This is a genomic window from Streptomyces sp. NPDC090077 (assembly GCF_044747545.1).
In the GTDB taxonomy this organism is placed as follows: Bacteria; Actinomycetota; Actinomycetes; order Streptomycetales; family Streptomycetaceae; genus Streptomyces.
The window spans coordinates 136,860-159,009 of record NZ_JBIVEG010000015.1 but is presented as its reverse complement, the minus strand read 5'-3'; the positions used below and the strand labels follow the sequence as shown (position 1 = coordinate 159,009).

The 22,150-nt window shown below is 74.5% G+C and carries 18 protein-coding genes; 10 read left to right on the top strand and 8 right to left on the bottom strand.

The annotated features are described in order from the left end of the window. Positions 1-1,154 precede the first annotated feature (1,154 nt). On the top strand, positions 1,155-1,595 hold the full coding sequence (locus ACIPW5_RS24325) for an NUDIX hydrolase (protein ID WP_401248582.1): 441 nt from the start codon (positions 1,155-1,157) through the stop codon (positions 1,593-1,595). Between the two features lie 32 nt (positions 1,596-1,627). On the opposite strand, the gene ACIPW5_RS24320 is transcribed toward ACIPW5_RS24325, so the two are convergent. Then, the gene (locus tag ACIPW5_RS24320) at positions 1,628-2,632 is read right to left on the bottom strand and encodes an EamA family transporter (RefSeq protein ID WP_401248579.1); all 1,005 of its coding nucleotides are present in this window, start codon (positions 2,630-2,632) and stop codon (positions 1,628-1,630) included. Positions 2,633-2,701: 69 nt separating this feature from the next. Between ACIPW5_RS24320 and ACIPW5_RS24315 the strand changes: the two genes are divergently transcribed. Further along, positions 2,702-3,562 (top strand): LysR family transcriptional regulator, encoded by an 861-nt coding sequence (locus ACIPW5_RS24315; protein WP_401248576.1) that lies wholly within the window; start codon positions 2,702-2,704, stop codon positions 3,560-3,562. 3 nt (positions 3,563-3,565) lie between these two features. Here ACIPW5_RS24315 and ACIPW5_RS24310 read toward each other — a convergent pair whose 3' ends face one another. The 3 genes from ACIPW5_RS24310 to ACIPW5_RS24300 all read right to left on the bottom strand — a co-directional run bounded on the left by ACIPW5_RS24310 (position 3,566) and on the right by ACIPW5_RS24300 (position 6,654). Further along, on the bottom strand, positions 3,566-4,405 hold the full coding sequence (locus ACIPW5_RS24310; RefSeq protein ID WP_401248573.1) for a trypsin-like serine peptidase: 840 nt from the start codon (positions 4,403-4,405) through the stop codon (positions 3,566-3,568). Positions 4,406-4,665: 260 nt separating this feature from the next. Beyond that, positions 4,666-5,283 carry a class I SAM-dependent methyltransferase gene (locus tag ACIPW5_RS24305; protein WP_401248570.1) on the bottom strand — a complete coding sequence of 206 codons (618 nt, stop codon included), beginning with the start codon at positions 5,281-5,283 and terminating at the stop codon, positions 4,666-4,668. A 138-nt stretch (positions 5,284-5,421) separates the two neighbouring features. After that, on the bottom strand, positions 5,422-6,654 hold the full coding sequence (locus tag ACIPW5_RS24300) for an amidohydrolase family protein (RefSeq protein WP_401248567.1): 1,233 nt from the start codon (positions 6,652-6,654) through the stop codon (positions 5,422-5,424). Between the two features lie 196 nt (positions 6,655-6,850). On the opposite strand from ACIPW5_RS24300, the gene ACIPW5_RS24295 reads away from it, so the two are divergent. The 3 genes from ACIPW5_RS24295 (at position 6,851) to ACIPW5_RS24285 (ending at position 11,319) form a co-directional block, all read left to right on the top strand. Next, positions 6,851-9,886: a BTAD domain-containing putative transcriptional regulator gene (locus tag ACIPW5_RS24295; protein WP_401248564.1), complete on the top strand. Its 3,036-nt coding sequence runs from the start codon at positions 6,851-6,853 to the stop codon at positions 9,884-9,886. A 245-nt stretch (positions 9,887-10,131) separates the two neighbouring features. Beyond that, positions 10,132-10,332 (top strand): hypothetical protein, encoded by a 201-nt coding sequence (locus tag ACIPW5_RS24290; RefSeq protein WP_401248561.1) that lies wholly within the window; start codon positions 10,132-10,134, stop codon positions 10,330-10,332. 261 nt (positions 10,333-10,593) lie between these two features. Beyond that, complete coding sequence (locus ACIPW5_RS24285; protein WP_401248558.1) at positions 10,594-11,319, top strand: class I SAM-dependent methyltransferase; 726 nt, start codon at positions 10,594-10,596, stop codon at positions 11,317-11,319. On the opposite strand, the gene ACIPW5_RS24280 is transcribed toward ACIPW5_RS24285, so the two are convergent. Together ACIPW5_RS24280 and ACIPW5_RS24275 are read right to left on the bottom strand one after the other, a co-directional pair. Beyond that, on the bottom strand, positions 11,320-13,296 hold the full coding sequence (locus tag ACIPW5_RS24280; RefSeq protein ID WP_401248555.1) for an exo-alpha-sialidase: 1,977 nt from the start codon (positions 13,294-13,296) through the stop codon (positions 11,320-11,322). It abuts the gene before it with no gap. Positions 13,297-13,345: 49 nt separating this feature from the next. Then, positions 13,346-15,070 carry a FadD3 family acyl-CoA ligase gene (locus ACIPW5_RS24275; RefSeq protein WP_401248553.1) on the bottom strand — a complete coding sequence of 575 codons (1,725 nt, stop codon included), beginning with the start codon at positions 15,068-15,070 and terminating at the stop codon, positions 13,346-13,348. Between the two features lie 95 nt (positions 15,071-15,165). On the opposite strand from ACIPW5_RS24275, the gene ACIPW5_RS24270 reads away from it, so the two are divergent. The 5 genes from ACIPW5_RS24270 (at position 15,166) to ACIPW5_RS24250 (ending at position 18,858) form a co-directional block, all read left to right on the top strand. Then, positions 15,166-16,317 (top strand): lipid-transfer protein, encoded by a 1,152-nt coding sequence (locus ACIPW5_RS24270; RefSeq protein ID WP_401248550.1) that lies wholly within the window; start codon positions 15,166-15,168, stop codon positions 16,315-16,317. Positions 16,318-16,327: 10 nt separating this feature from the next. Further along, the gene (locus tag ACIPW5_RS24265) at positions 16,328-16,810 is read left to right on the top strand and encodes a Zn-ribbon domain-containing OB-fold protein (RefSeq protein ID WP_401248547.1); all 483 of its coding nucleotides are present in this window, start codon (positions 16,328-16,330) and stop codon (positions 16,808-16,810) included. Then, complete coding sequence (locus tag ACIPW5_RS24260; RefSeq protein WP_401248544.1) at positions 16,807-17,583, top strand: enoyl-CoA hydratase/isomerase family protein; 777 nt, start codon at positions 16,807-16,809, stop codon at positions 17,581-17,583. The genes ACIPW5_RS24265 and ACIPW5_RS24260 overlap by 4 nt, the downstream gene beginning before the upstream one ends. A 238-nt stretch (positions 17,584-17,821) precedes the next feature. Beyond that, the gene (locus ACIPW5_RS24255) at positions 17,822-18,265 is read left to right on the top strand and encodes an SRPBCC family protein (protein WP_401248541.1); all 444 of its coding nucleotides are present in this window, start codon (positions 17,822-17,824) and stop codon (positions 18,263-18,265) included. Positions 18,266-18,354: 89 nt separating this feature from the next. Continuing rightward, complete coding sequence (locus ACIPW5_RS24250; RefSeq protein WP_401248538.1) at positions 18,355-18,858, top strand: hypothetical protein; 504 nt, start codon at positions 18,355-18,357, stop codon at positions 18,856-18,858. A gap of 120 nt (positions 18,859-18,978) precedes the next feature. Here ACIPW5_RS24250 and ACIPW5_RS24245 read toward each other — a convergent pair whose 3' ends face one another. Together ACIPW5_RS24245 and ACIPW5_RS24240 are read right to left on the bottom strand one after the other, a co-directional pair. After that, complete coding sequence (locus tag ACIPW5_RS24245; RefSeq protein WP_401248536.1) at positions 18,979-19,473, bottom strand: peptidylprolyl isomerase; 495 nt, start codon at positions 19,471-19,473, stop codon at positions 18,979-18,981. A 115-nt stretch (positions 19,474-19,588) separates the two neighbouring features. Then, positions 19,589-22,051, bottom strand: coding sequence for a PQQ-binding-like beta-propeller repeat protein (locus ACIPW5_RS24240; protein WP_401248534.1), 2,463 nt, complete (start codon positions 22,049-22,051; stop codon positions 19,589-19,591). Positions 22,052-22,150 lie beyond the last annotated feature (99 nt).

The following is a 22,150-nucleotide window of genomic DNA, read 5'->3' as shown; positions in this document are numbered from 1 at the left end:
GGGGAGAAGCGGAAGCGATCGGGGGCCGGAGCGGGGCGGGCGGGGCGGGCAGGCGGGGCGGGCGGGGCGGGCGGGGCGGGGTACGGGGGCGGTACACCGCCGGAGGGGTCGGAGGAGTGCCGGGGGCTGCCCGCCAGTCCACTGTCCTTCCGTGTCGTGCCGGCCTGTCAAGGGCGCTCCCTGCGGTCGCGTCGCTTCGCGATGGCCTTCGGCCACCCTTGACAGACCGACCCGCCCCGGAATGCCAAAGACTGTCGGGAAGCCCCCGGGGAAACGGCATGGATCCAGGTCAAGGGACGGGCACCTCAGCGACGGACGAGGGGCCGGTCCTCGGCACGCCGGGCATCCGGGCCCTTCGAGGCCCGGCCCAGGGCCAAGAGCGCACCAGATCGCTACGCGCTCCTCCCGACCAAGCGTCCGACGACCGCCCGGGGCTGATACCCGCACCAAAAGGTGATCAGAGCAGCGCGGGGAGCACGTGGGCGCGACAGATCGCTACGCGCTCCTCCCGTCTCGGCGTCCGGCCGCCGTCCTGGGCTGGTCACATGTGCGCAGGAGGCCTGTATGCCCCTCTTCTTTCCCATCCGAGCCCAAGGCGGCCGCCGGACGCCCACGGGGAGGAGCGCGTAGCGATCTGGCGCGTCTCTCGGATCCCTAGAGTGTTCTGTTCGTCCTTTGGTGCAGGGATCGGCCACGGGCGGTCGCCGGACGCTGAGGCGGGAGGAGCGCGTAGCGATCTGCTGCGCTTGGGTGGTCCGCAGGGGGCTCTGATCAAGCTCTCGTGCGGGTAGTCGCGCCCCTGGCCCGGAATCATGGATCTGGGGCCCGAAGGCAGGCCGGCCATGGCCCGGCCCCTCGTCTCGTCGCTGAGGGACCCGTCCCTGTTCCTTCTCCCCGTGACCGTTCTTTCGGGGGCTTCCCGGCAGTCTTTCGGCTTTCCGGGGCGGGTCGGTCGGTCAAGGGTCGCCGTAGGCGATCGCGAAGCGACGCGACGAAGGAGCGCCCTTGAGGGACCGGCCCGACACGGAAGGACGATGGACTGCCGGGAAACCCCCGAACCTGCCGTGAGGCCGTCCGGGGGGATCCGGCTCGCCGGCCCCGTCCGGTGTCTCCGACCCCTCCCGTCCCGGTACCGCCCGACTTACCCTGATCTGATGAGAACTCCGCGTCAGGCAGCTCGCATTGTCGTCCTCTCCCCCAGCGGATCGGTGTTCCTGTTCCGCGAGAACAACGTCGAAGTGGGAATCCACTGGCTACCCCCGGGCGGCGGGATCGACCCCGGCGAGACCCCGGAGCAGTGCGTGCGGCGCGAGTTGCGCGAGGAGACCGGCTGGACCGACCTGGAGCCGCAACGGCTGCTGTGCACCTGGGAGCACGACTTCACCCACCAGGGCATCCCGGTCCGCCAGCACGAGCACATCTACGTCACCGCGGGCCCCCACCGCGAGCCGGTGCTCGAGGAACCCGGCATCCACTGGCAGTGGCTCTCCCCGGAGCGCCTCGCCACCCTGGGCGAGCCCCTCTGGCCCCCGCGCCTGCCGGAGCTCCTCGCCCGCACCCCCGCCGAGCCGGTCCACCTGGGCCTGATCGCCTGACCCCGGCGGCCCCGATGCCCCCGCCCCGCGGCTCAGCGGCCGCGGCCGCGGCCGCCCGTGCGTACCGCGCCCGCGCTCGCCACCACGACGAGCCCGATCGCGGCGCACTGCACCGGGGACAGCCCCTGGCCCAGCACCAGGTAGCCGGCCACCGCCGCGACGGCCGGGGACAGGCTGGCCAGTACCGCGAAGGTGGCCGCGGGCAGCCTGCGCAGGGCGAGCAGCTCCAGGGTGTACGGCACCCCCGAGCTCATCACGGCGATCGCCAGGCCCAGGGCGAGCACGCCCGGCTCCAGCAGGGCCGGGCCCGCCGATCCGATGCCGAGCGGCAGGCTGACCAGGGCGGCGACGGCCATCGCGATGGCGAGGCCGTCCAGGCGCGGGAAACGGGCGCCCGCCCGGGCGTTGAACACGATGTACGCCGCCCACATCGCGCCGGCGCCCAGCGCGAACGCCACGCCCGCCGCACCGAGTCCGGCGGCGAAGCCGCTGCGGCCCAGCAGGAACACCCCGGCCAGGGCGAGCGCGGCCCACAGCAGGCTGGACGCGCGCCGCGCGACCACCACCGACAGCAGCAGCGGCCCGAGCACCTCGAAGGTGACCGCCGCGCCCAGCGGGATGCGGTCGAGGGCCTGGTAGAAGAGCAGGTTCATCCCGCCGAGGGCCAGGCCGAAGCCGACCGCCACCGCCCAGTCGCCGCGCGCGTACCCGCGCAGCCGGGGCCGGGCGACGGCCAGCAGCAGCACCGCGGCGAAGGTCACCCGCAGTGCGACCGTCCCCAGGGCCCCCGCGCGGGGGAACAGCAGCGCGGCGAAGGCCGACCCGAACTGGACGGACAGTGTCCCGGCCAGCACGAGCCCGACACCGCCGAGGGTGCCGCGGCCGGCGGGGTGCCGGAGGAGGCGCGGCAATGCGGCGGTGGACGCCGTGGCGGCCGACGCCGCGGCGGAAGGCACGGCAGGGGACTCGGCGGAAGACACGGCAGGGGACACGGCAGCGGACACAGCGGGAGGCACCGCGGAGGGCGTGGAGGTCATGCCCTCCACGCTAGGAAGACCCCCGCGCCGTGTGAAATGCCGAACGGAGCGCGGTTATGCTCCCCAGGCATGACCATCGAGCTGCGGCACCTGCGCGCCTTCCTCGCCATCGCCGACGAGGGCAACGTCACCCGCGCCGCGGCCCGCCTCCACCTGAGCCAGCCCGCGCTGTCCCGCACCCTGCGCCAGTTGGAGGACCACCTCGGCGCCCGCCTCGTGGACCGCTCCACGCACCACCTGGAGCTGACCGCGCAGGGCCGTACGTTCCGCGACAGGGCCCGTGCCGCCGTCGCCGCCGTGGACGCCGCGCTGGATCCCGCCGGGCTGCGGAGCTGGCCGCTGCGCCTGGGGCACACCTGGGCGGCGCTCGGCGACCTCACCGTCCCGCTGCTGCGCCGCTGGGACGAGTCCCGCCCGGACGTCCCGCTGGAGCTGCTCCGCGTCGACGACCCCACGGCCGGCCTCACGCAGGGCAGGGTCGACGCGGCCCTGCTGCGCGGCGCCGTCACCGCGCCCGGTCTGCGCACGGCCCTGCTGCTGGAGGAGGAGCGGGTGGTGGTCATGCCGGCGGACAGCCCGCTGGCCGCGCTCCCCCGGGTGACGCTGGCCGACCTGGCGGGCCGTCCGATCGCCCTGAACACGGTCTCCGGGACCACCACCCTGGAGCTGTGGCCCGCGTCGGGCCGGCCCGCGCCGGTGATCGAGGTGACCAACACCGACGAGTGGCTGATGGCCGTCGCCGCCGGGCGCGCCCTGGGCGTCACCACCTCGGCGACGCCCAGCAACCACGCGCACCCGTCGCTGGTCTACCGCCCGCTGGCCGACGCCCCGCGGGTCCCGGTCGTCCTCGCCTGGCGCGAGGGCCCGGTCCATCCGGCCGTACCGGACCTCCTCGCACTGGCGCGGGAGATCCTGGCCGGGCCGGCGTAGCGGTCAGCGCTGGCCGGTGGCCCGGGCGTAGAGCTTGGCGGCGTACTCGCCGAGGACCGTGCTCGTGGAGACGTCGTCCGTGTCCCCGCCGGTCAGGATGCCGATGATCTTCCCGTCGCGGCCGATCCAGGCGCTGCCGCTGGTGCCGCCCGGGAAGTCGGAGCAGTCGAAGCGCTGCTGCCGCTCGCCGGTGCGCACGGCGACGGCGGTGCAGGTACGCGGAACCTTGCGGTCGGCGGGGTAGCCCGTCACCGTGACCTCCTCGCCGGCGCGGCCGGAGGTGTCCAGGGGCGCGCCGCCGGTGACGGCCTCGACGGTACGGCCCTTGTCGTCGGGGGCGAGGCGGGCGAAGGCGAGGTCGTAGTCGTCGTCGGTGCCCTCGGCCCAGCGCTCGTCCTCGAAGACCTCTTCTATCTTCCACACCCCGTACGGGGCGGTGCCGTTCACGTACCCGGGAGCGAAGACGGCGCCCTTGCCGCCGGTCTGCTTGCCCTCCATCAGGCAGTGCCCGGCGGTGACGATCATGTTCTTGCCGGGGCTGCGCACGACGGTGGCGGTGCAGAAGTGCTCGCCGTCCAGGCCGCCGGTGAAGAGCGCGCCGGTGAACGCGACGGGCCCGCCGGGCTGGGGGCTCGCGGCGGCCGGCGGGGGCGAGGCGAGCTGCGGCTTGGACACCTGCGTACGCGCCGGCCCGGTCGGCGACGCCGAGGGCGCCGGCGCCTCGGCCCGCACCGGCGCGGCCGCCTCCGGAGGGGGCGCCAACTCGGCCACCGCCGCCGAGGCGCCGAGCGCCGCCAGTGCGCACAGCACTCCCGTCACCACGGACCTCTTGTCCACCGCCATGATCCCCTCCCGCTTAGCCCTGGCGAGCATGCCCCGCGGGCATGCCAAGGTGCAAGGCCGGACGGCTGGTCAGGGCGGTGTTGGCGAGATCCCGCCTGGCCGGATCGATGCGCTGCCGGAGGACCATGGGCGCATGAGCGGGAAGTACGCGGACCTGGACGGCGTCCTGGGCATCGGCGAGGACGCCGAGGGGCGGCGTTCTACCTGCGCATCACCGCGGGTGAGCTCGGCTTCGACCGGAGCGCCGCCACCGGCCGGCCTCAGGGTCCGGCGAAGCCGAGGTAGGTCCAGGACACCCCGGGGCGTCCGTGCGGGTCCTCGCGTTCCGCGCGGTGGAGGAGGTCCAGCCCGCAGGTCCGGGCGAGGTCGACGGTCTCCTGGGCGGTGACGGCGAACATGCGCCGGCCCGCCGGAACCGGCCCGTGGCGCAGGGACAGCACCACGCGGCCGCCGCCCTCCAGCAGCCCGGCGAGCCGCGCCATGGAGGCGGCCCGCTCCCCTTCGTCCAGGTGCATCCAGACGGCGGTCAGGAGGATCAGGCCGAAGCGGCGCGCCTCCAGGCCCGGAAGCCCGGGGAGCGCGTCGTCGACCCACTCGATCCCCCGCCCGGCGTGGATGCGCGTGCCCACCGCGCGCAGTTCGGCGGTCGGTTCGGCGGCGACGACCCGGTGCCCCCGGGCGGCCAGTGCCGCCGCGTCCCGCCCGCTGCCCGCCCCTACGTCGAGGACCGCGCCGGGCCGGTCCGGGAACAGGTGCAGGACCTCGCGGTGCACCTCTTCGAAGGTCACGCCCTCGTACTGCACGGCCAACTCCTCGGCTGCCTCGGCATATCCGGCCGTACTGGCCGGCACCCGTCCGCCGGAAACCCTGTCATCCATGGCACCGGACCCTATGCCGCTCCGTTCCGGCTGGCCGCCTCCGGCAAGCCGGTCCGGGAACTCCGCCCGCCGGGACGATACCCCGGCGCCCGGTCCGGGCGTCGTGCTCGGCGGACGGAAGCAGGCCCCCTCACACCCCTACGCCCCCGGCCCCGGCCCCGGCCAGAGCCCCTCCGGGGTCAGGCTCAGGAGGTCGATCGCGTTGCCGCGGACGATGCGGTCCACCACCTCGGGGTCCAGGTGGGCCATCTGGGCCTCGCCGACTTCCCTCGACTTCGGCCAGGTGGAGTCCGAGTGCGGGTAGTCCGTCTCGTAGAGGACGTTGCCCGCTCCGATGGCGTCCAGGTTGCGCAGCCCGAAGGCGTCGTCGAAGAAGCAGCCGTAGACGTGCTCCGCGAAGAGCTCGGACGGCGGGCGGTGGACCTTGTCGGCGACGCCGCCCCAGCCGCGGTTCTCCTCCCAGACCACGTTCGCGCGCTCCAGGATGTAGGGGATCCACCCGATCTGGCCCTCGGCGTACATGATCCTCAGGTTGGGGAAGCGCTCGAACTTGCCGCTCATCAGCCAGTCCACCATCGAGAAGCAGCAGTTGGCGAAGGTGATGGTGGAGCCCACGGCCGGCGGGGCGTCCGCCGAGGTGGAGGGCATGCGCGAGGAGGAGCCGATGTGCATGGCGATGACCGTGCCGGTCTCGTCGCAGGCCCGCAGGAACGGGTCCCAGTCGTCCGTGTGGATCGACGGCAGTCCCAGGTGCGGCGGTATCTCGGAGAAGGCGACCGCGCGCACGCCCCGGGCGGCGTTGCGGCGCACCTCCGCCGCGGCGAGGTGCGCGTCCCACAGCGGGATCAGGGTCAGCGGGATGAGGCGGCCCCGGGCTTCGGGGCCGCACCACTCCTCCACCATCCAGTCGTTGTAGGCGCGTACGCCGAGCAGCCCGAGCTCGCGGTCCTTGGCCTCGGTGAAGGTCTGGCCGCAGAAGCGCGGGAAGGTGGGGAAGCAGAGGGCGGACTGGACGTGGTTGACGTCCATGTCGGCGAGCCGGTCGGGAACCGAGAAGGAGCCCGGGCGCATCTGCTCGTAGGTGATGACTTCCAGCTTGATCTCGTCACGGTCGTACCCCACCGCGGTGTCGAGGCGGGTGAGCGGCCGGTGCAGGTCCTCGTACACCCACCAGTCGCCGATGGGGCCGTCGTCGCCCTTGGCGCCCATGACGGGCGCGAACTTCCCGCCGAGGAAGGTCATTTCCTTGAGGGGGGCGCGTACGACCCGGGGGCCGGTGTCGCGGTACCTGGACGGGAGCCGGTCCCGCCAGACGTGGGGGGGCTCCACCGTGTGGTCGTCCACCGAGATGATCTTCGGGAAGGTCTCCATGCGTTCTACCGTAGCGCTGAACTGACGAACCGTCAGCTATTCCGGCAGCAGTCCGGTCACGGGCCCGCCGCGGCCCGCCCGGTCCCGCCACGGTCGCGCTTCGGCCAGGAGTGGTTGGCTCCGCTGCGGGCTGACTTGTACGTGCAACACAGGGCAGACTGACCCTTAAACCGACGGAAGGCAGGGGGGACGACAGATGGACGGCGTACCGCCCATCCCGCACCAGCGGAGCAACCCCGGCGCGGCCCGGCCCCGCAGCGGAACCGACACCGGAACCGGAACCGACACCGGAACCGGGTCCGGAAGCGGGTCCGGCACCGCGCCGGACGCCCCCGCCCCCGCCGACAACCGCTTCGCCGTGCTCGGCCCCGTCCGCGCCTGGCGCGGCGCCGAGGTGCTGCCCTCCGGCAGCCCCCAGCAGCGCGCCCTGCTCGCCGTACTGCTGCTGCGCGACGGCCGCACCGCCACCGCACCCGAGCTGATCGACGCCATCTGGGGCGACGACCCACCGCAGCAGGCCCTCGCCACCATCCGCACGTACGCCTCCCGGCTGCGCAAGGTCCTCGAACCCGGCCTGCTCGTCAGCGACGCCGGCGGCTACGCCGTCCGGCTGCGCCACCAGGAGGCCCTGGACCTCGGGATCGCCCGCAGCCTGGCCGCCGACGCCGAGAAGGCCCGCGCCGCCGGGGACCGCGCCCTCGCCCGCACCCTGCTGGCCCGCGCCCTGGAGATGTGGGACGGCGAACCCCTCGCCGGGGTCCCCGGCCCGCACGCCGAGACCGAGCGCACCCGGCTGTCCGAGTGGCGCCTCCAGCTGCTGGAGACCCGCCTCGACCTCGACCTGGAGGTCGGCCACCACGCCGAGGCCGTCTCCGAGCTCACCGCCCTCACCGCCGCCCACCCCCTCCAGGAGCGGCTGCGCGAGCTGCTGATGCTCGCCCTCTACCGCAGCGGCCGGCAGGCCGAGGCCCTCGCCGTGTACGCGGACACCCGCCGCCTCCTCGCCGAGGAACTCGGCGTCGACCCGCGCCCCGAACTCTCCGCCCTCCAGCAGCGCATCCTCAACGCCGACGCCGAACTCGCCCGCGCCGAGGACCCCGCCCCCACCGCCGCGCCCGTACTCGTGAGGCCCGCCCAGTTGCCCGCCACGGTCCCCGACTTCACCGGCCGCGCCCCCTTCGTCGCCGAACTCGGGGAAATCCTCGCCGGCGCCGACGGGCAGGTCATGGCCGTCTCCGCGCTGGCCGGCATCGGCGGGGTCGGCAAGACCACCCTCGCCGTGCACGTCGCCCACGCCGCCCGGCCGCACTTCCCCGACGGGCAGCTCTACGTCGACCTCCAGGGCACCGAACCCCGCCCCGCCCTCCCCGAAGCCGTCCTCGGCTCCTTCCTGCGGGCCCTCGGCACCCCCGACAGCGCCATCCCCGACTCCCCCGCCGACCGGGCCGCGCTCTACCGCTCCACCCTCGACGGCCGCCGCGTCCTGGTCCTGCTCGACAACGCCCGCGACGCCGCCCAGGTCCGCCCGCTGCTGCCCGGCACCGCCGGCTGCGCCGCCCTCGTCACCAGCCGGGTCCGGATGTCGGGCCTCGCCGGGGCCCATCTCGTCGACCTCGACGTGATGAGCCCCGAGGAGGCCCTGCAGCTGTTCACCCGCATCGTCGGAGCCGAACGGGTCGGCGCCGAACGGCAGGCCGCCCTCGACGTCGTCGGCGCCTGCGGCTTCCTGCCGCTCGCCATCCGCATCGCCGCGTCCCGGCTCGCCGCCCGCCGCACCTGGACCGTCTCCGTCCTCGCCGCCAAGCTCGCCGACGAACGCCGCCGCCTCGACGAGCTCCAGGCCGGCGACCTCGCCGTCAAGGCCACCTTCGAGCTCGGCTACGGCCAGCTGGAGCCCGCCCAGCAGCGCGCCTTCCGCCTCCTCGGCCTCGCCGACGGCCCCGACGTCTCCCTCGCCGCCGCGGCCGCCGTCCTCGACCTCCCCGAGCACGACACCGAAGACCTCCTGGAGGCTTTAGTCGACTGCTCCCTGCTGGAATCCGCCGCCCCCGGCCGCTACCGCTTCCACGACCTCGTACGCCTCTACGCGCGTGCCTGCGCCGAACGCGACGAGCAGCCCGCCGGCCGCACCGACGCCCTCGACCGGCTCCTCGACTTCTACCTCGCCACCGCCGCCCGCGTGTACGCCGTGGAACGCCCCGGGGACCGGCTCCCCGCCCACCTCAGCACCACCCGCCACCCCGGACTCGTCCTCTCCGACCCCCGCGCCGCCCTCGACTGGCTCTTCGCCGAAGCCGACCCGCTGCTCGCCTGCGTACGCCAGTCCGCCGGCCGCCCCGAGGCCCTGCGCCGCGCCGTCGACCTGCTCTGGGCCGCCAAGGACCTCTCCGAGTCCGGCGCCAACTCCAAGCAGTACGAGTCCGCCGCACTCACCCTGTGCGAGGCCGCCCGCGCCGCCCGGGACCCGCGCGCCGAGGGGCGCGCCCGCACCACCCTGACCATGGTCCACCTCTTCGCCGGCCGCTTCGCCGAGGCCGACGAGCAGGCCCGCCAGGCCATGGAGCTGGCCCGCGAGGCGGGCGACCCGCTGCCCAGCTGCTGGGCGCCCAACGACCGGGGGATCATCGCCCTCTACCAGAACCGCTACGAGGACGGCGAGCGCTACCTGCTGGAGGCCATAGAGAGCTTCCGCGCCGACGACAACCACATCGGCGAGGCCAGCGCCCTGTGCAACCTCTCCCGCATCCACGTCGGCCTGGGCCGCCTCGGCAGCGCCATCGACCTGGCCCGGCAGGGCATCGCCGTCTACGACCGGATGGGCCTGACCCTGCGCCTGGCCAACGGCCGCTACGCGCTCGGCATCGCCCTCACCCAGGCCGGCCGCCTCGCCGAGGCCCTGGACCAGCTCGGCGAGGCCCTGTCGCTGTTCCACGACAACCGGCAGCCGCTGTGGGAGGGCGTCACGCACTACCGGCTCGCCGAGGCCCACCTGGCGGCGCAGCGGCCGACCCTGGCCGCCAAGCACGCCGAGCAGGCGATCGCGCTGCGCGGCATCGGCGGGGAGTGGCGGCGGGCCACCGTCCTGACGGTGCTGGGGAGGGCGCTGCGGCGGCTGGGCCAGCCGGACCGGGCGCGGGCGTGCTGGCGGGACGCGGAGACCGTCTTCGCGCAGCTCGGGTCGGCCGAACTGGCCGAGGTGCGGTCCCTGCTGGCCTCGGAACTGGCCGCCTGACCTGCCGCCCGGCCGACCGCTGACCTGCTGCGTTCCGGGTGGGCTGCGGATGGGCTGCGGGCCGGCCGACGATGGACGTGGACGTTCATCGTTCGTTTATCGCCGCGCGCCACGATAGGTACATCGACCCGGCGCTTCGGGGGACAGCCGGGCCGGTTGGAGGATCACCCGTTCGGCGGTCCACGGGGGAACCGCCGAACGGGCCCGCCCCAGCACGGGCCCGACTCAGGATCAGGAGAGCCGAGATGACGACGAACGAGAACAGCCTGCCGCTCGACGGAGACATCAGACCGTTCGACAACCACGCCTCCGGTGCCGAGATCGACCCGCGGGGTCTCCCCGTGGAGCCGCCGGTGGTCAAGCCCGGGGAGACCCCGGACGACAACCACGCTTCCGGCGAGGAGATCGTCTCGCTGGACAACCACGCGTCCGGCCCGCGCCCGTAACCACCGGGAGCAGGGCACGGCGTACGGGGGAAACGTACGGGGGAAGCGTACGGGGGGCCCTTGAGCGGGCGTACGGGGGACGTACGGGGGAACCGCTCGGGGGGCGTACGGGGGAAGGATCGCAAGGACGGACGGCCCACGGGGGATTCGGGGGAATTCGGGGCCGTCCGCACGGGGGAACGAGCGCGGTGGCCGCGGTGGCCGGAGGGGGACCACCGCGGCCGCCGCCTTTCCGCGTCCGGTACGCCGTAGGGTGTGGCCGTGTTCACTTCTCAGGGGCCGAGCCTGCGCGAACTGGCCGTCCAGGCCCTCTCTTCCGTCGAGCACGGCTACGACCTGCTCGCGCCGAAGTTCGACCGGACCCCCTTCCGGACCCCCGACCGGATGCTCGACGCCGTGGAGGAGACCCTCGCCGCGTGGGAGGGCTCCTTCGGGTCGGGGCTGGACGTGTGCTGCGGTACCGGCGCGGGGCTGGGGATGCTGCGCCGGCTGTGCCGGGACCGGGTGACCGGGGTGGACCTCAGCGCGGGCATGCTGGCGGAGGCCGCGCGGGCGCATCCCGGGGGCGTGGACTTCGTACGGGCCGACGCGCTGGCGCTGCCGGACGCGCTCGCGGACGCGTACGACCTCGCGGTGAGCTTCGGGGCCTTCGGGCACTTCCTGCCGTCGGAGCGGCCCGCGCTGTTCGGCGGGGTGCACCGGGCACTGCGGCCGGGCGGCGTGTTCGCCTTCCCGGTCGGCGCCCCGATCCCGCTGACGTCCCCCGTGTGGTGGGCGGCGGCGGGCTTCGACGCGGCGATGCGGGTCCGCAACGCGGTGTGGCGGCCGCCGTTCGTGATGTACTACCGCACCTTCCCCTTCGGTCCGGTCCGGGCCGACCTGGAGGCGGCGGGCTTCCGGGTGGAGACGGTCCCGCTGGAGCACTTCGGGTACCGGGAGGACGGCACCCCGCGCTGGCGGCTGCTGCTGGCCCGCAAGGGCGCCTGATCACCAGGTCCGGTCGAAGGGCAGGTGCACCCGCAGCCGGTCGGTGAGGTCGTTGCCGGCGCGCAGGCGGGCCGTGTCGTTGGCGGACAGGGCGCGGCCGTAGACGCGTACGTCGTCCAGGGCGCCCGCGTAGAAGGCCTTGTAGTCGGGCTGCGTACCGAGGTGGACGGTGAAGACTCCGGTGGGCCTGAAGTCCATCTGGCCGGGGGCGAGTTCGGTGGTGGCGGGCGGGGCGCCGTCGACGGAGAGTTCGAGGCGGGTGCCCTTGCGCTGGAGGACGACGTGGTGCCACGCGTCGTCGTCGGTGCGTATGGGGGCGGTGAGCGCGGCGGGGCCGGTGCCGGCGTTGACGGTGGCTTCGAGGCGTCCGGTGGCGGGGTCGGCCTCGATGCGGAGCTGCTTGGCGGCGGGGCCCTGGCCGTAGGCCCAGAAGAGGGGCTGGCGCAGGCCGCTGTCGCGGTCCTGGCCGCGGGTCTTGTACCTGACCCAGGTGGTGACGGCGAAGTCGCCGTCACCGAAGCGGAGTTGGTCCGGGCAGTCGATCAGGCGCAGGAAGTCGTCCTTGCCGTCGAAGCGCATGGTCTTCCCGCCGTCGGGCCGGTTGCCGAGCCTGGGGGCGCCGTGCACGACGGCGTCGGCGTGGAAGGGGGAGGCGTCGGCGGTGCGGCGGGGGGTGAGGTCCTCGGTGGCGGCCTGGAGCTCGTGGGGGCCGAAGGCGGTGAACTTGACGTAGCCGTGCGGGGTGCCGTTGGCGGTCTCGTAGAGCATGCCGACGCGGCCGCCGGGCAGGGCCGTCATGTCGGAGTAGCCGGCGCGTTCGCGCAGGACGACGGCGCCGCCCTTGGACCAGGTGCGGCCCCCGTCCTTCGAGGTGCGCACGGCCAGGGTCCAGCGGTCGGAGAACTCGGCGCCGGGCCGGCTGGGTGCCGACAGCAGCAGGGGGCCGCCGGGGAGCTGGAGCACGGATCCGGCGGCGGGCGGGGCCGGGAGGTCGGTGACGGGGGTGAAGCCGGGTTCCGGGACGGCGGGTGCGGCGGCGTCCTCGACGATGGCGGCGACGCGGTGGTCGGGGGTGCCGCAGGTGGCGGTGGAGCGGGCGTTGACGTAGATCCGGCCGTCGGGCAGCTGGGTCAGGGCGGGCTCGTTGGGGGCGGGGGTGCCTTCGGGGGCGCCCCAGCGGGCTCCGGGGAGCCAGGTGAGGCCGCCGTCGTCGCTGTAGAGGAGCTGGGCGCCGGATTCGCCGGACTCGGTGCGGTAGTCGGCGCTGACGACGAGCCGGCCGGGGCGGTCGGGGCGGGTCGGGGTGAGCTGGATGCCGTGGCCGGGGCCGACGGAGACCCAGGCCCAGTCGGCGCCCTTGAGGTGGGGCTGCGGGGCGGGGTCGGTGGTCCAGCCGGCGCCGTCGTCGGTGCTGTGGGCCAGGCGCAGTTCGCGGGGGCCGCGTACGCGGTTGCCTTCGGCGTCGGGGGCCCAGGTGCTGTAGGCGTGGAGGAGGGTGATGCGTCCGGAGGCGGAGTCGACGACGGGGACGGGGTTGCCGTAGGCGCCTGGGTCGCCGGTGCCGCGCACGACCTGAAGGGGGCCCCAGGTGCGGCCCTCGTCGGTGGAGCGCTTGAGGACGATGTCGATGTCGCCGATGTCGTCGCAGCCGGCGGTGCGGGCCTCGGCCATGGCCAGCAGGGTGCCGTCCTTGGTGGTGACGAGGGTGGGGATGCGGTAGCAGTCGTAGCCCTCGGTGAAGGCGCTGAAGGGGGCGGAGACGGCGGCGGTGAGGCCGGGGGCCTTCTTCGGCTTCCCGGTTCCCGCGCCGTCGGCGGCGCCGCCGTCCGCCGGGGCGAGGGTGAACCAGCCGGCCGCGGCGAGGCCGAGGGCGCCGGCGGCGGCCCAGGCCGTGCCCGCCCTCCCGCTCGGCCGGCGGATCCGGAACCTGGACCGGGACGGCAGACGGAATCGGACACCTGACTGGTTCGACCTCACCCGTGCAGGCTAACGCCCGTGCCCGGCCGGGCCGCCGCACGCCGTGCGGTCAGCGTCGGCGGAGTTCCGTCTTGAGGACCTTGCCGCCGGCGTTGCGCGGGAGGGCGGTGACGAACTCGACCTCCCTGGGGACCTTGTAGTTGGCCATCTCCCGCCGCGCCCAGGCGATCAGGTCGTCGGCGGTGAGGGTGGAGCCGGGGCGGCGGACCGCGTAGGCCCTGCCGACCTCGCCGAGCCGGGCGTCGGGGACGCCGACGACCGCGACGTCGGCGATGTCCGGGTGGAGGCCGAGGAGTTGCTCGATCTCGGCGGGGTAGGCGTTGAAGCCGCCGACGATGAACATGTCCTTGATCCGGTCGGTGATGCGCAGGTTGCCCGCCGCGTCCAGGACGCCGACGTCGCCGGTGCGCAGCCAGCCGTCGGGGGTGATGGCGGCGGCGGTGCCCTCGGGGTCCTCGTGGTAGCCGCGCATGACGTGGTGGCCGCGGACCAGGACCTCGCCCGCGGCGCCGGCGGGGAGGGGGGTGCCGTCCGGGCCGGTGACGCGCACCTCGGTGCCGGGGATGGCCCGCCCGGAGGTGGCGGCGACGGTTTCGGCGGGGTCGTCGCGGCGGCACATGGTGACGATGCCGCCGGCCTCGGAGAGCCCGTAGGCGGTGAGGACGGTGGCGATGTGCAGTTCGGCGCGGAGCCGTTCGACGAGCTGGAGGGGGACGACGGCGGCGCCGGTGACGACCAGGCGCAGGGCGGACAGGTCGTGGTGGTCTCGCTGGGGGTGGTCCAGGAGGGACTGGTGGAGGGTGGGCGGGCCGGGGAGGACGGAGATCCGCTCGGCGGCGATGTTGGCGAGGACGGTGTCCACGTTGAAGACGGGCTGGGGGACCATCGTGGCGCCGCGCATCAGGCAGGCGATGATCCCGGCCTTGTAGCCGAAGGTGTGGAAGAAGGGGTTCACGATGAGGTAGCGGTCGCCCTCGCGCAGTCCGGCGAGCTCGCTCCACACGGCGTAGCAGCGCAGGGTCTGGGCGTGGGTGATGACGGCGCCCTTGGGGCTGCCGGTGGTGCCGGAGGTGAAGATGATGTCGGAGGGGGTGTCGGGGCGTATCGCCTCGGCGCGTGCGCGGACCGCGGCGGCGGGTACCGCGTCCCCGCCGGCGAGGAAGTCCTTCCAGGTGCGGAAGGCCTCGGGGGCGTCGTCGGCGAGGACGACGACCTGGTCGAGGTGGGGCAGGCCGGGGAGGGGGCCGGTGCCGGGTCCCTCGGCTGCGGCGCGGCGCAGGGAGGCCACGTAGGAGGTGCCGAGGAAGGTGCCGGTCACGAAGAGCAGGCGGGCCCGGCTGCGGGCGAGGATGTCGGCGGCCTCGGCTCCCTTGAAGCGGGTGTTGAGGGGGACGAGCACGGCGCCCGCGGAGACGGCTCCGAGGGCGGAGACGATCCATTCGAGGGTGTTGGGGGCCCAGACGGCGACCCGGTCGCCCGGTTCGACGCCGGCGGCGAGGCAGCCGGCGGCGGCCCGTTCGACGCGGGCGCCGAGTTCGGCGTAGGTGATGCGGGTGCGTCCGTCGACGACGGCCTCCCGGTCGGCGTACCGTCCGGCCGCGTCCCGGACGAGGGCGGCGAGGGTGCGCCAGCGCAGGTCGCCGCGGGGGTCGGGGGTGTCGGCGGGGGCGGCCGGCGGGCCGCCGGCGTCCGGTGCCGGATGCGGTGCCGGATGTGCTGCCGGATGCGCTGCGGAGTCCTGTTCGATGCCGTTCGCGCCCGCGCCCTCGTCCATCGGCCCGCCCCTCCCTGGAACCCAGTAGCTGACTATCCGTCAGATTAGCTGTAGCCTTCGCGGCTGTCAGTACTGGCGCACACCCGGAGGTGGCGATGGCGGCAACGCTCAAGGACGCTACGGCAATCGTCGGAATCGGCCAGACCGCCTTCGCCAAGCGGCTGCCCGCCACCGAGAAGGAACTCGCCTGCCGGGCGGTCCTCGCGGCCCTCTCCGACGCGGGCATCGCCCCCTCCGAGGTCGACGCCTTCGCCTCCTACACGATGGAGGAGACCGACGAGGTCGAGGTCGCCAAGGCCATCGGCGCCGGCGACGTCACCTTCTTCTCCAAGGTCGGCTACGGCGGCGGCGGTTCCTGTGCCACCGTCGGCCACCTCGCCGCCGCCATCGCCACCGGCCAGGCCACCGTCGGCGTCGCCTGGCGCTCCCGCAAGCGCGGCTCCGGCCCCCGGCCCTGGAAGAACACCGCCGTCCAGCTGCCCACCCCCGGCCAGTGGACCCGCCCCTTCGGACTGCTGCGCCCCGCCGACGAGATCGGCATGCTGGCCCGCCGCTACATGCACGAGTACGGGGCCACCCGCGACCACCTCTTCAACGTCGCGATGGCCTGCCGCAACCGGGCCAACGAGAACCCCGCCGCGATGATGTACGAACGCCCGCTGACCCGCGAGATGTACATGACCTCCCGCATGATCAGCGACCCGCTCTGCCTCTTCGACAACTGCCTGGAGACCGACGGCGCCCTCGCCTGCGTCATCGTCTCCGCCGAGCGCGCCCGGGACTGCCGCCAGAAGCCCGTCTACGTGCACTCCGCCGCCCAGGGCCTGCCCGCACAGCACCACGGGATGGTCAACTACTGGAACGACGACCCGCTGTCCGGGCCCGCCTGGACCGCCGCCCGCCACCTGTGGAAGCAGGCCGACTTCGGCCCGGCCGACGTGGACGTCGCCCAGATCTACGACGCCTTCACCCCCCTCATCCCGCTCTCCCTGGAGGGCTACGGCTTCTGCGGGCGCGGCGAGGGCGCCGCCTTCACCGAGGGCGGCGCCCTGGAACTCGGCGGCCGGCTGCCGATCAACACCGGCGGCGGCGGGCTGAGCGAGGCCTACGTGCACGGCTTCAACCTGATCAACGAGGGCGTCAAGCAGCTGCGCGGCACCTCCACCGCCCAGGTGCCCGACGCCGCCACCTGCCTGGTGACGGCGGGCGAGGGCGTCCCGACGTCCGCGATCCTGCTGCGCGCGTGAGGAGCGAGCGATGACCACCGCCGACGAGACCGCGACCGCGACCGACGGGGCCACCCCCGCGGAATCCCTGCTGCTGCCCGTACCCGACGAGGACGGCGCCCCCTTCTGGGAGTACGCCGCCCGGGGCGAACTCCGCGTCCAGGCCTGCACCGCCTGCGGCCGGCTGCGCTTCCCGCCCCGGCCCTGCTGCCCGCACTGCCAGTCCTTCGACAGCGAGTGGCGCCGGATGAGCGGCCGGGGCCGGATCTGGTCCTGGGTCCGGCCGTACCCGCCGCTGCTGCCCGCGTACGCCGCGCAGGCCCCGTACAACGTCGTCCTCGTCGAGCTGGCGGACGCCCCGCAGATCCGGCTGGCCGGGAACCTCGTCAGCTCCGCCGACGCCCCGCTGAACTCCGTCGACCCGGCGCGGCTGCGCATCGGCGCCCGGGTGCAGGCCGTCTTCACCGAGATCGGCGGGATGAGCGTGCCGCGCTGGATCCTGGAGAAGGCATGACCCTGCGCGTGGAACGGGACGAGGCCGCCGGGGTCGCCGTCGTCACCCTGGACCGGGAGCGCCGGCACAACGCGATCGACCTGGAGACGGCAGCCGCCCTGGCCGGGGTGTGGCGGGAGCTGCGCTTCGACGGGAACGTGCGGGCGGTGGTGCTGACGGGTGCGGGGAGCGCCGCGTTCTGCACGGGGATCGACCGGTCGGCCGAGGTCCCGCAGCCGGAGTCGCCGTATTCGGCGGACGACCCGCTGATCGCGATCGGGCCGAAGGCGAACGACCTGTGGAAGCCGGTGGTGGCCGCCGTCAACGGCATGGCCTGCGGCGGGGCGTTCTACCTGCTGGGCGAGGCGGAGTTCGTGGTCTCGTCGACGAGCGCCACGTACTTCGACCCGCACACCTCGTACGGGATGGTCAGCGCCTACGAGGCCGTGTACATGGCGCAGCGGATGCCCTTCGGGGAGGCGGCCCGGATGTCCCTGATGGGGACGGCCGAACGGCTCTCCGCGCGGCGGGCGTACGAGATCGGGCTGGTCTCGGAGCTGGCGGAGCCCGGGGAGCTGCTGGAGGCGGCGCTGCGGTCGGCGCGGACCCTGGCCGGGTTCCCCACGGAGGCGGTGCAGGGCACCGTGCGGGCCCTGTGGTCGGCGAAGCGGGCCGCGCTGCAGCAGGCGCTGGACCAGGCGCCGGCGCTGATCGCGCTGGGGAACCTCCCTCCGGAGCGGCAGGCGGACCTGTTCGCCTCCCGCCCGCCGGGAACGGCGTTCCGGCTGCGCTGACGGGGGGGGCGTCCAGGGGGCGGGCGGTGCGGTCCCGGCGCCGCCCGACGTGTCGGCATTCACCACCCGAAACCCGGAACGCACTCCTCCACTCTCTGCGCCACCAGCGAAGACGCCCCCGGGGCGGTGCTGCGCCGGTGGCAACCGTGGTTGCATCCCGAGCACCGAACCCGGCGGCGAACCGCACCACTCCGCGTCCCTTCGGTGGCATCGGACCACCCATGAGGAGCACGGCACAGTGCGCACCATCAGCACCGAGATCAGCATCGACGCGGCCCCCGAGGAGGTCTGGGCGGTCCTCGCCGACTTCCCCCGCTACTGCACCTGGAACCCGTTCATCCGCGAGGCCGCCGGGGAGGCGGTGCCCGGGGAGCGGCTCACCCTGACGATGTACCCGGAGTCCGGGAAGCCCACCGTCTTCCGGCCGACGGTGCTGGTCGCCACCCCCGGCACCGAGCTGCGCTGGACCGGGCACTTCCTCGTCCGCGGCCTCTTCGACGGCGAGCACTACCTGCGGCTGTCCGAGGGCCCGAACCGCACCACCCGGCTGGAGCACGGGGAGCGCTTCCGCGGCCTGCTGGTGCCCTTCCTCGGGAAGCTCCTCGACGGGACCGCGCGCAACTTCACCGCGATGAACGGCGCCCTGCGGGCCCGCGTGGAGTCGGCCCGCGCCACGTCCTGACGCGCCCGGCGTGCGGCCGCGGGACACCGGACATAGCGTCGGGCTCATGACCCCGTGACCCCATGACCCCTATCTCCGGAGGGCCGGGCATGATCCGCAACACCATCGGTTCGCTCATCGGCCTGCTCGGGGCGGCGGCCGCCGTCTGGAGCCCCTTCCGCGCCTGGTACGACGGCCGCCCGGGCCGCGACTACCGCATCGAGGAGCTGTTCGCCGGCTCCGGCGTCACCGACGACCGGGCCGCCTTGCTGGGCTCGCTGCTGCTGCCGTTCCTGTTCGCGGCGCTGGTGGCGCTGCTCGCGGCCGTGCGGCGCTCGCGGCTGCTGATGGCGTTCGCGGGGGTCGTCGTCCTCGGCTTCGCGGTGCTGTGGATGGTCCGCCAGGGCCAGGCGGCCGGGGGCCTGTCGGTCGGGATCGAGGGCATCGGCATCGGCGTCGGCGTCGCCACGGCCTTCGGTGCGGGCGCCCTGCTGCTGCTCGGGGCGGCGGTCATGCGCGGCCGCCCCCGCCGCGCGCGGCGCGAGCTCCCGCGCGACACGGTCGACCCGGTGGATCCCCGGCGCTGGGCCGCGGCCCCGTCCCAGGACCACTGAAACGGCGGCGGCCCCGCACCCCGGAGAGGGGGGCGGGGCCGACCGGCGCGTGCGGGTGATCCGCTGGATCAGGCCGCGGGATCAGGCCGCGGGATCAGACCTCTGGATCAGACCTCTGGATCAGGCCTCGACGACGCCGGAAGCGGCGATCTCGATCTTGGCGCGGGTGGCGCCGGACTGGGTGCCCAGGGACTCGATCTTGTCGACGATGTCCTGGCCCTCGACGACCTCGCCGAAGACGACGTGCTTGCCGTCGAGCCAGGAGGTGACGACGGTGGTGATGAAGAACTGCGAGCCGTTGGTGTTGCGGCCGGCGTTCGCCATCGACAGCAGGTACGGGCGGTCGTGCTTCAGGTCGAAGTTCTCGTCGGCGAACTTCTCGCCGTAGATGCTCTTGCCACCGGTGCCGTTGTGGTTGGTGAAGTCACCGCCCTGCAGCATGAACTGCGGGATGACGCGGTGGAAGCCGGAGCCGGCGTAGCCGAAGCCGTTCTGGCCGGTGGCCAGCTCGCGGAAGTTGCGCGCGGTCTGCGGGACGACCTTGTCGAACAGCTCGAAGACGATGCGGCCCGCGGGCGCGCCGTCGATGGTGATGTCGAAGAAAACGTTGCTCATGGGTCCCATCCTGTCACTCCCGGTACCAACCGCACCCCGGCGGGGCCGCGGACGACGCCTGCGGCGCGTCGCGAAGGCCCCCGCCGGATCCGGTGGGGGCCTTCGTCCTCGCAGGTCAGCCGCCCGTGCGGGTGCCCGTGCCCTTGGCGGCGTCCAGGGCGTAGACGCAGCGGTCCTTGCTGCACGCGTACACCACGCCCGCCTCCGCCACCGGGGCGCCGGTGATCTCGCCGCCCGTCGCCAGCTTCCAGCGGAGCTGGCCGCCCGCCGCGTCCAGGGTGTACAGGCAGTGGTCGGCCGAGCCGAAGTGGACGCGGCCGTCCGCGACCACCGGCGGCCCGGTGATCTCGCCGCCCGCCGCGAACCGCCACTTCGGGGTGCCGGTCACCGCGTCCAGCGTGTACAGGGCGCTGCCCGCGCCCAGGTGGACGCTGCCGTTCGCGACGAGCACCAGGTCCGACGCCGGGCGCGGCTCCGTGGCGATGCGCCAGCGGTCCTTGCCGGTGGCCGCGTCCAGGGCGTAGACGGTGCCCAGGTAGTCGGCGAGGTAGACGCCGCCGCCCGTGACCGCCGGGCCGGGGGCGAAGGCGGGCGGGGCCAGGAAGACCGCCGGGGCCTCGAAGTGCCAGCGGACCCGGCCCGAGGCCCGGTCGACGGAGAGCACGCGGGTGCCGGCGGTGACGTACACGTTGCCGTCGGGGGCGGGCGTGACGCGCACCGGGACGTTGCCGCAGGAGGCCGCGTCACCGACCGGGTACGACCAGGCCTCCTGCCCGGAGCGGGCGTCCAGCGCGCGCAGCCGGGCGTCCTGCCAGACGTAGACCGTCCCCTCGTGGAGGACGGGGGCCGCCTCCGGGGTCTCGAAGTCGGACTGGGCGCCGCTCAGCTCCCACAGCTTCTGGCCGTTGGACGCCTCCCAGCCCTGCACCCCGCCGCCGCGCGTGGCGGTGATGACGGTGCCCCGCTCGGCGCGCAGGGCGTACACCCAGGCGTCGGCGTTCAGCCGCCACCGCTCGGAGCCGTCCGTGGCGTCGAGGGCGAAGAGCGAGGGGCCGTCGGAGGCGTGGATGCGGCCGTCGGCGACCGCCATCGACCAGGCCACGTCCCGCGTCTTGAACTGGCGCCGGCCGCTGCCGACGTCCAGGGCGTGCACCTCGAACGAGGTCACGTAGAGGAGGTCGCCCGCGACGGTCGGGGTGCCCCACACCTCGTTGGACATGCGGAACCGCCACGGCCGCCAGCGCCCGCTGTCCGGGGACGGCCCAGGACCCGGTACGGATGGCGTCGCCACCGGGGCCGCCGCCGACGCCGGGGTGCCGGCCGGCGGGCGTACCCAGCCGGTCGCCGCGTCCACGGCGGCGTGCGCCGCCGGGGCGGAGGCCGTCGCCCGCGGACCGGGCCCGATCGGCACCGGCGCACCGCCGAGGCGTACGGGCGTGCCCGGCATCGAGGACACCGGCACCGGGGCGGGCCCCTGCACCGGCACCGGAGACTGACTCGGGGCCTGCCCCGGGGCCCGGCCCGGCGGCGGGGTCAGCGGCGGCCGGTCCGGGCGCGGCGGCACGGCCTGTCCGGTCCGCGGGTCCACCCACGGGTCGGCGGCGCCGCGCGGCGGCCGGCGGTGCGTGGACGGGCCGGCGGGCGGCGCCGACGGGGCCACGGGGGACGGGGTGGTCATCGTGCGGTTGCCCGCGCGCCGCGTCTCGATCATCGCGACGGCCCGCTCCGGCAGCCACGCCGAGGCCGTCCCGCTGTCGTCGCCGCCGTCGAACAGGTGCGGGGCCAGCTGCGCCTGGAGGTCGGCGGGGGTCGGGCGCTGGGTGGCGTCCATCTGCATGCAGGCGTCGATCAGCGGCCGCAGCTCGTCCGGCAGCCCCTCCAGGTTGGGGCCCTCGCGCAGCAGCATGAACACCGTCTCGACCGGGTTCGCCCCGTGGTACGGCGGGTGCCCGGTCGCGGCGAAGACGAGGGTCGAGCCGAGCGAGAAGACGTCGCTGGCGCCCTTGACGCTGCGCGAGTCCTTCGCCTGCTCGGGCGACATGTACGCCGGGGTGCCGACGGCGACGTTCGTCATCGTGAGGCGGGTGTTGGACACCCCGCTCGCGATGCCGAAGTCGATCACGCGGGGGCCGTCCTCGACGACCAGCACGTTGGACGGCTTCAGGTCGCGGTGGACCAGCCCCGCGCCGTGGATGGACTGCAGCGCCTCGGCGATGCCGGCCGCGAGCCACCGCACGGCCTGCGCGGGCATGGGCCCGCACTCGTTGACGATCTCCTCCAGCGAGGGCGCCGGCACGTACGCGGTCGCCAGCCACGGCACCGCCGCGCGCGGATCGGCGTCGACGACGGCCGCCGTGTAGAAACCGGAGACGGCCCGCGCCGCCTCCACCTCCCGCGTGAACCGCACCCGGAACAGCTGGTCCTCGGCGAGTTCCGTGCGCACCGTCTTGATCGCGACCCGGCGTCCGGACGCCGACCGTGCGAGATAGACCAGCCCCATGCCGCCGGCGCCGAGCCGTCCCAGCACCTCGAAGGGGCCGATCCGTCTCGGGTCGTGCTGCGTCAGCTGCTCCACCACTCGCCTCCACTACCTCCCCGTACGGGCCCCTGCCGGACCCGTTTCCACCCGTACGCGGCTGCCAAGGCCGCACGCACCGGTTCAACCCGATTCTGTCAG

What these genes read in the sequence shown, in the direction of transcription:
- ACIPW5_RS24275 (WP_401248553.1), bottom strand. Translation starts at nt 15,070, where the DNA reads ATGGACGAGGGCGCGGGCGCGAACGGCATCGAACAGGACTCCGCAGCG.
- ACIPW5_RS24270 (WP_401248550.1), top strand. Translation starts at nt 15,166, where the DNA reads ATGGCGGCAACGCTCAAGGACGCTACGGCAATCGTCGGAATCGGCCAG.
- ACIPW5_RS24295 (WP_401248564.1), top strand. Translation starts at nt 6,851, where the DNA reads ATGGACGGCGTACCGCCCATCCCGCACCAGCGGAGCAACCCCGGCGCG.
- ACIPW5_RS24305 (WP_401248570.1), bottom strand. Translation starts at nt 5,283, where the DNA reads ATGGATGACAGGGTTTCCGGCGGACGGGTGCCGGCCAGTACGGCCGGA.
- ACIPW5_RS24320 (WP_401248579.1), bottom strand. Translation starts at nt 2,632, where the DNA reads ATGACCTCCACGCCCTCCGCGGTGCCTCCCGCTGTGTCCGCTGCCGTG.
- ACIPW5_RS24245 (WP_401248536.1), bottom strand. Translation starts at nt 19,473, where the DNA reads ATGAGCAACGTTTTCTTCGACATCACCATCGACGGCGCGCCCGCGGGC.
- ACIPW5_RS24250 (WP_401248538.1), top strand. Translation starts at nt 18,355, where the DNA reads ATGATCCGCAACACCATCGGTTCGCTCATCGGCCTGCTCGGGGCGGCG.
- ACIPW5_RS24260 (WP_401248544.1), top strand. Translation starts at nt 16,807, where the DNA reads ATGACCCTGCGCGTGGAACGGGACGAGGCCGCCGGGGTCGCCGTCGTC.
- ACIPW5_RS24265 (WP_401248547.1), top strand. Translation starts at nt 16,328, where the DNA reads ATGACCACCGCCGACGAGACCGCGACCGCGACCGACGGGGCCACCCCC.
- ACIPW5_RS24315 (WP_401248576.1), top strand. Translation starts at nt 2,702, where the DNA reads ATGACCATCGAGCTGCGGCACCTGCGCGCCTTCCTCGCCATCGCCGAC.
- ACIPW5_RS24290 (WP_401248561.1), top strand. Translation starts at nt 10,132, where the DNA reads ATGACGACGAACGAGAACAGCCTGCCGCTCGACGGAGACATCAGACCG.
- ACIPW5_RS24325 (WP_401248582.1), top strand. Translation starts at nt 1,155, where the DNA reads ATGAGAACTCCGCGTCAGGCAGCTCGCATTGTCGTCCTCTCCCCCAGC.
- ACIPW5_RS24300 (WP_401248567.1), bottom strand. Translation starts at nt 6,654, where the DNA reads ATGGAGACCTTCCCGAAGATCATCTCGGTGGACGACCACACGGTGGAG.
- ACIPW5_RS24310 (WP_401248573.1), bottom strand. Translation starts at nt 4,405, where the DNA reads ATGGCGGTGGACAAGAGGTCCGTGGTGACGGGAGTGCTGTGCGCACTG.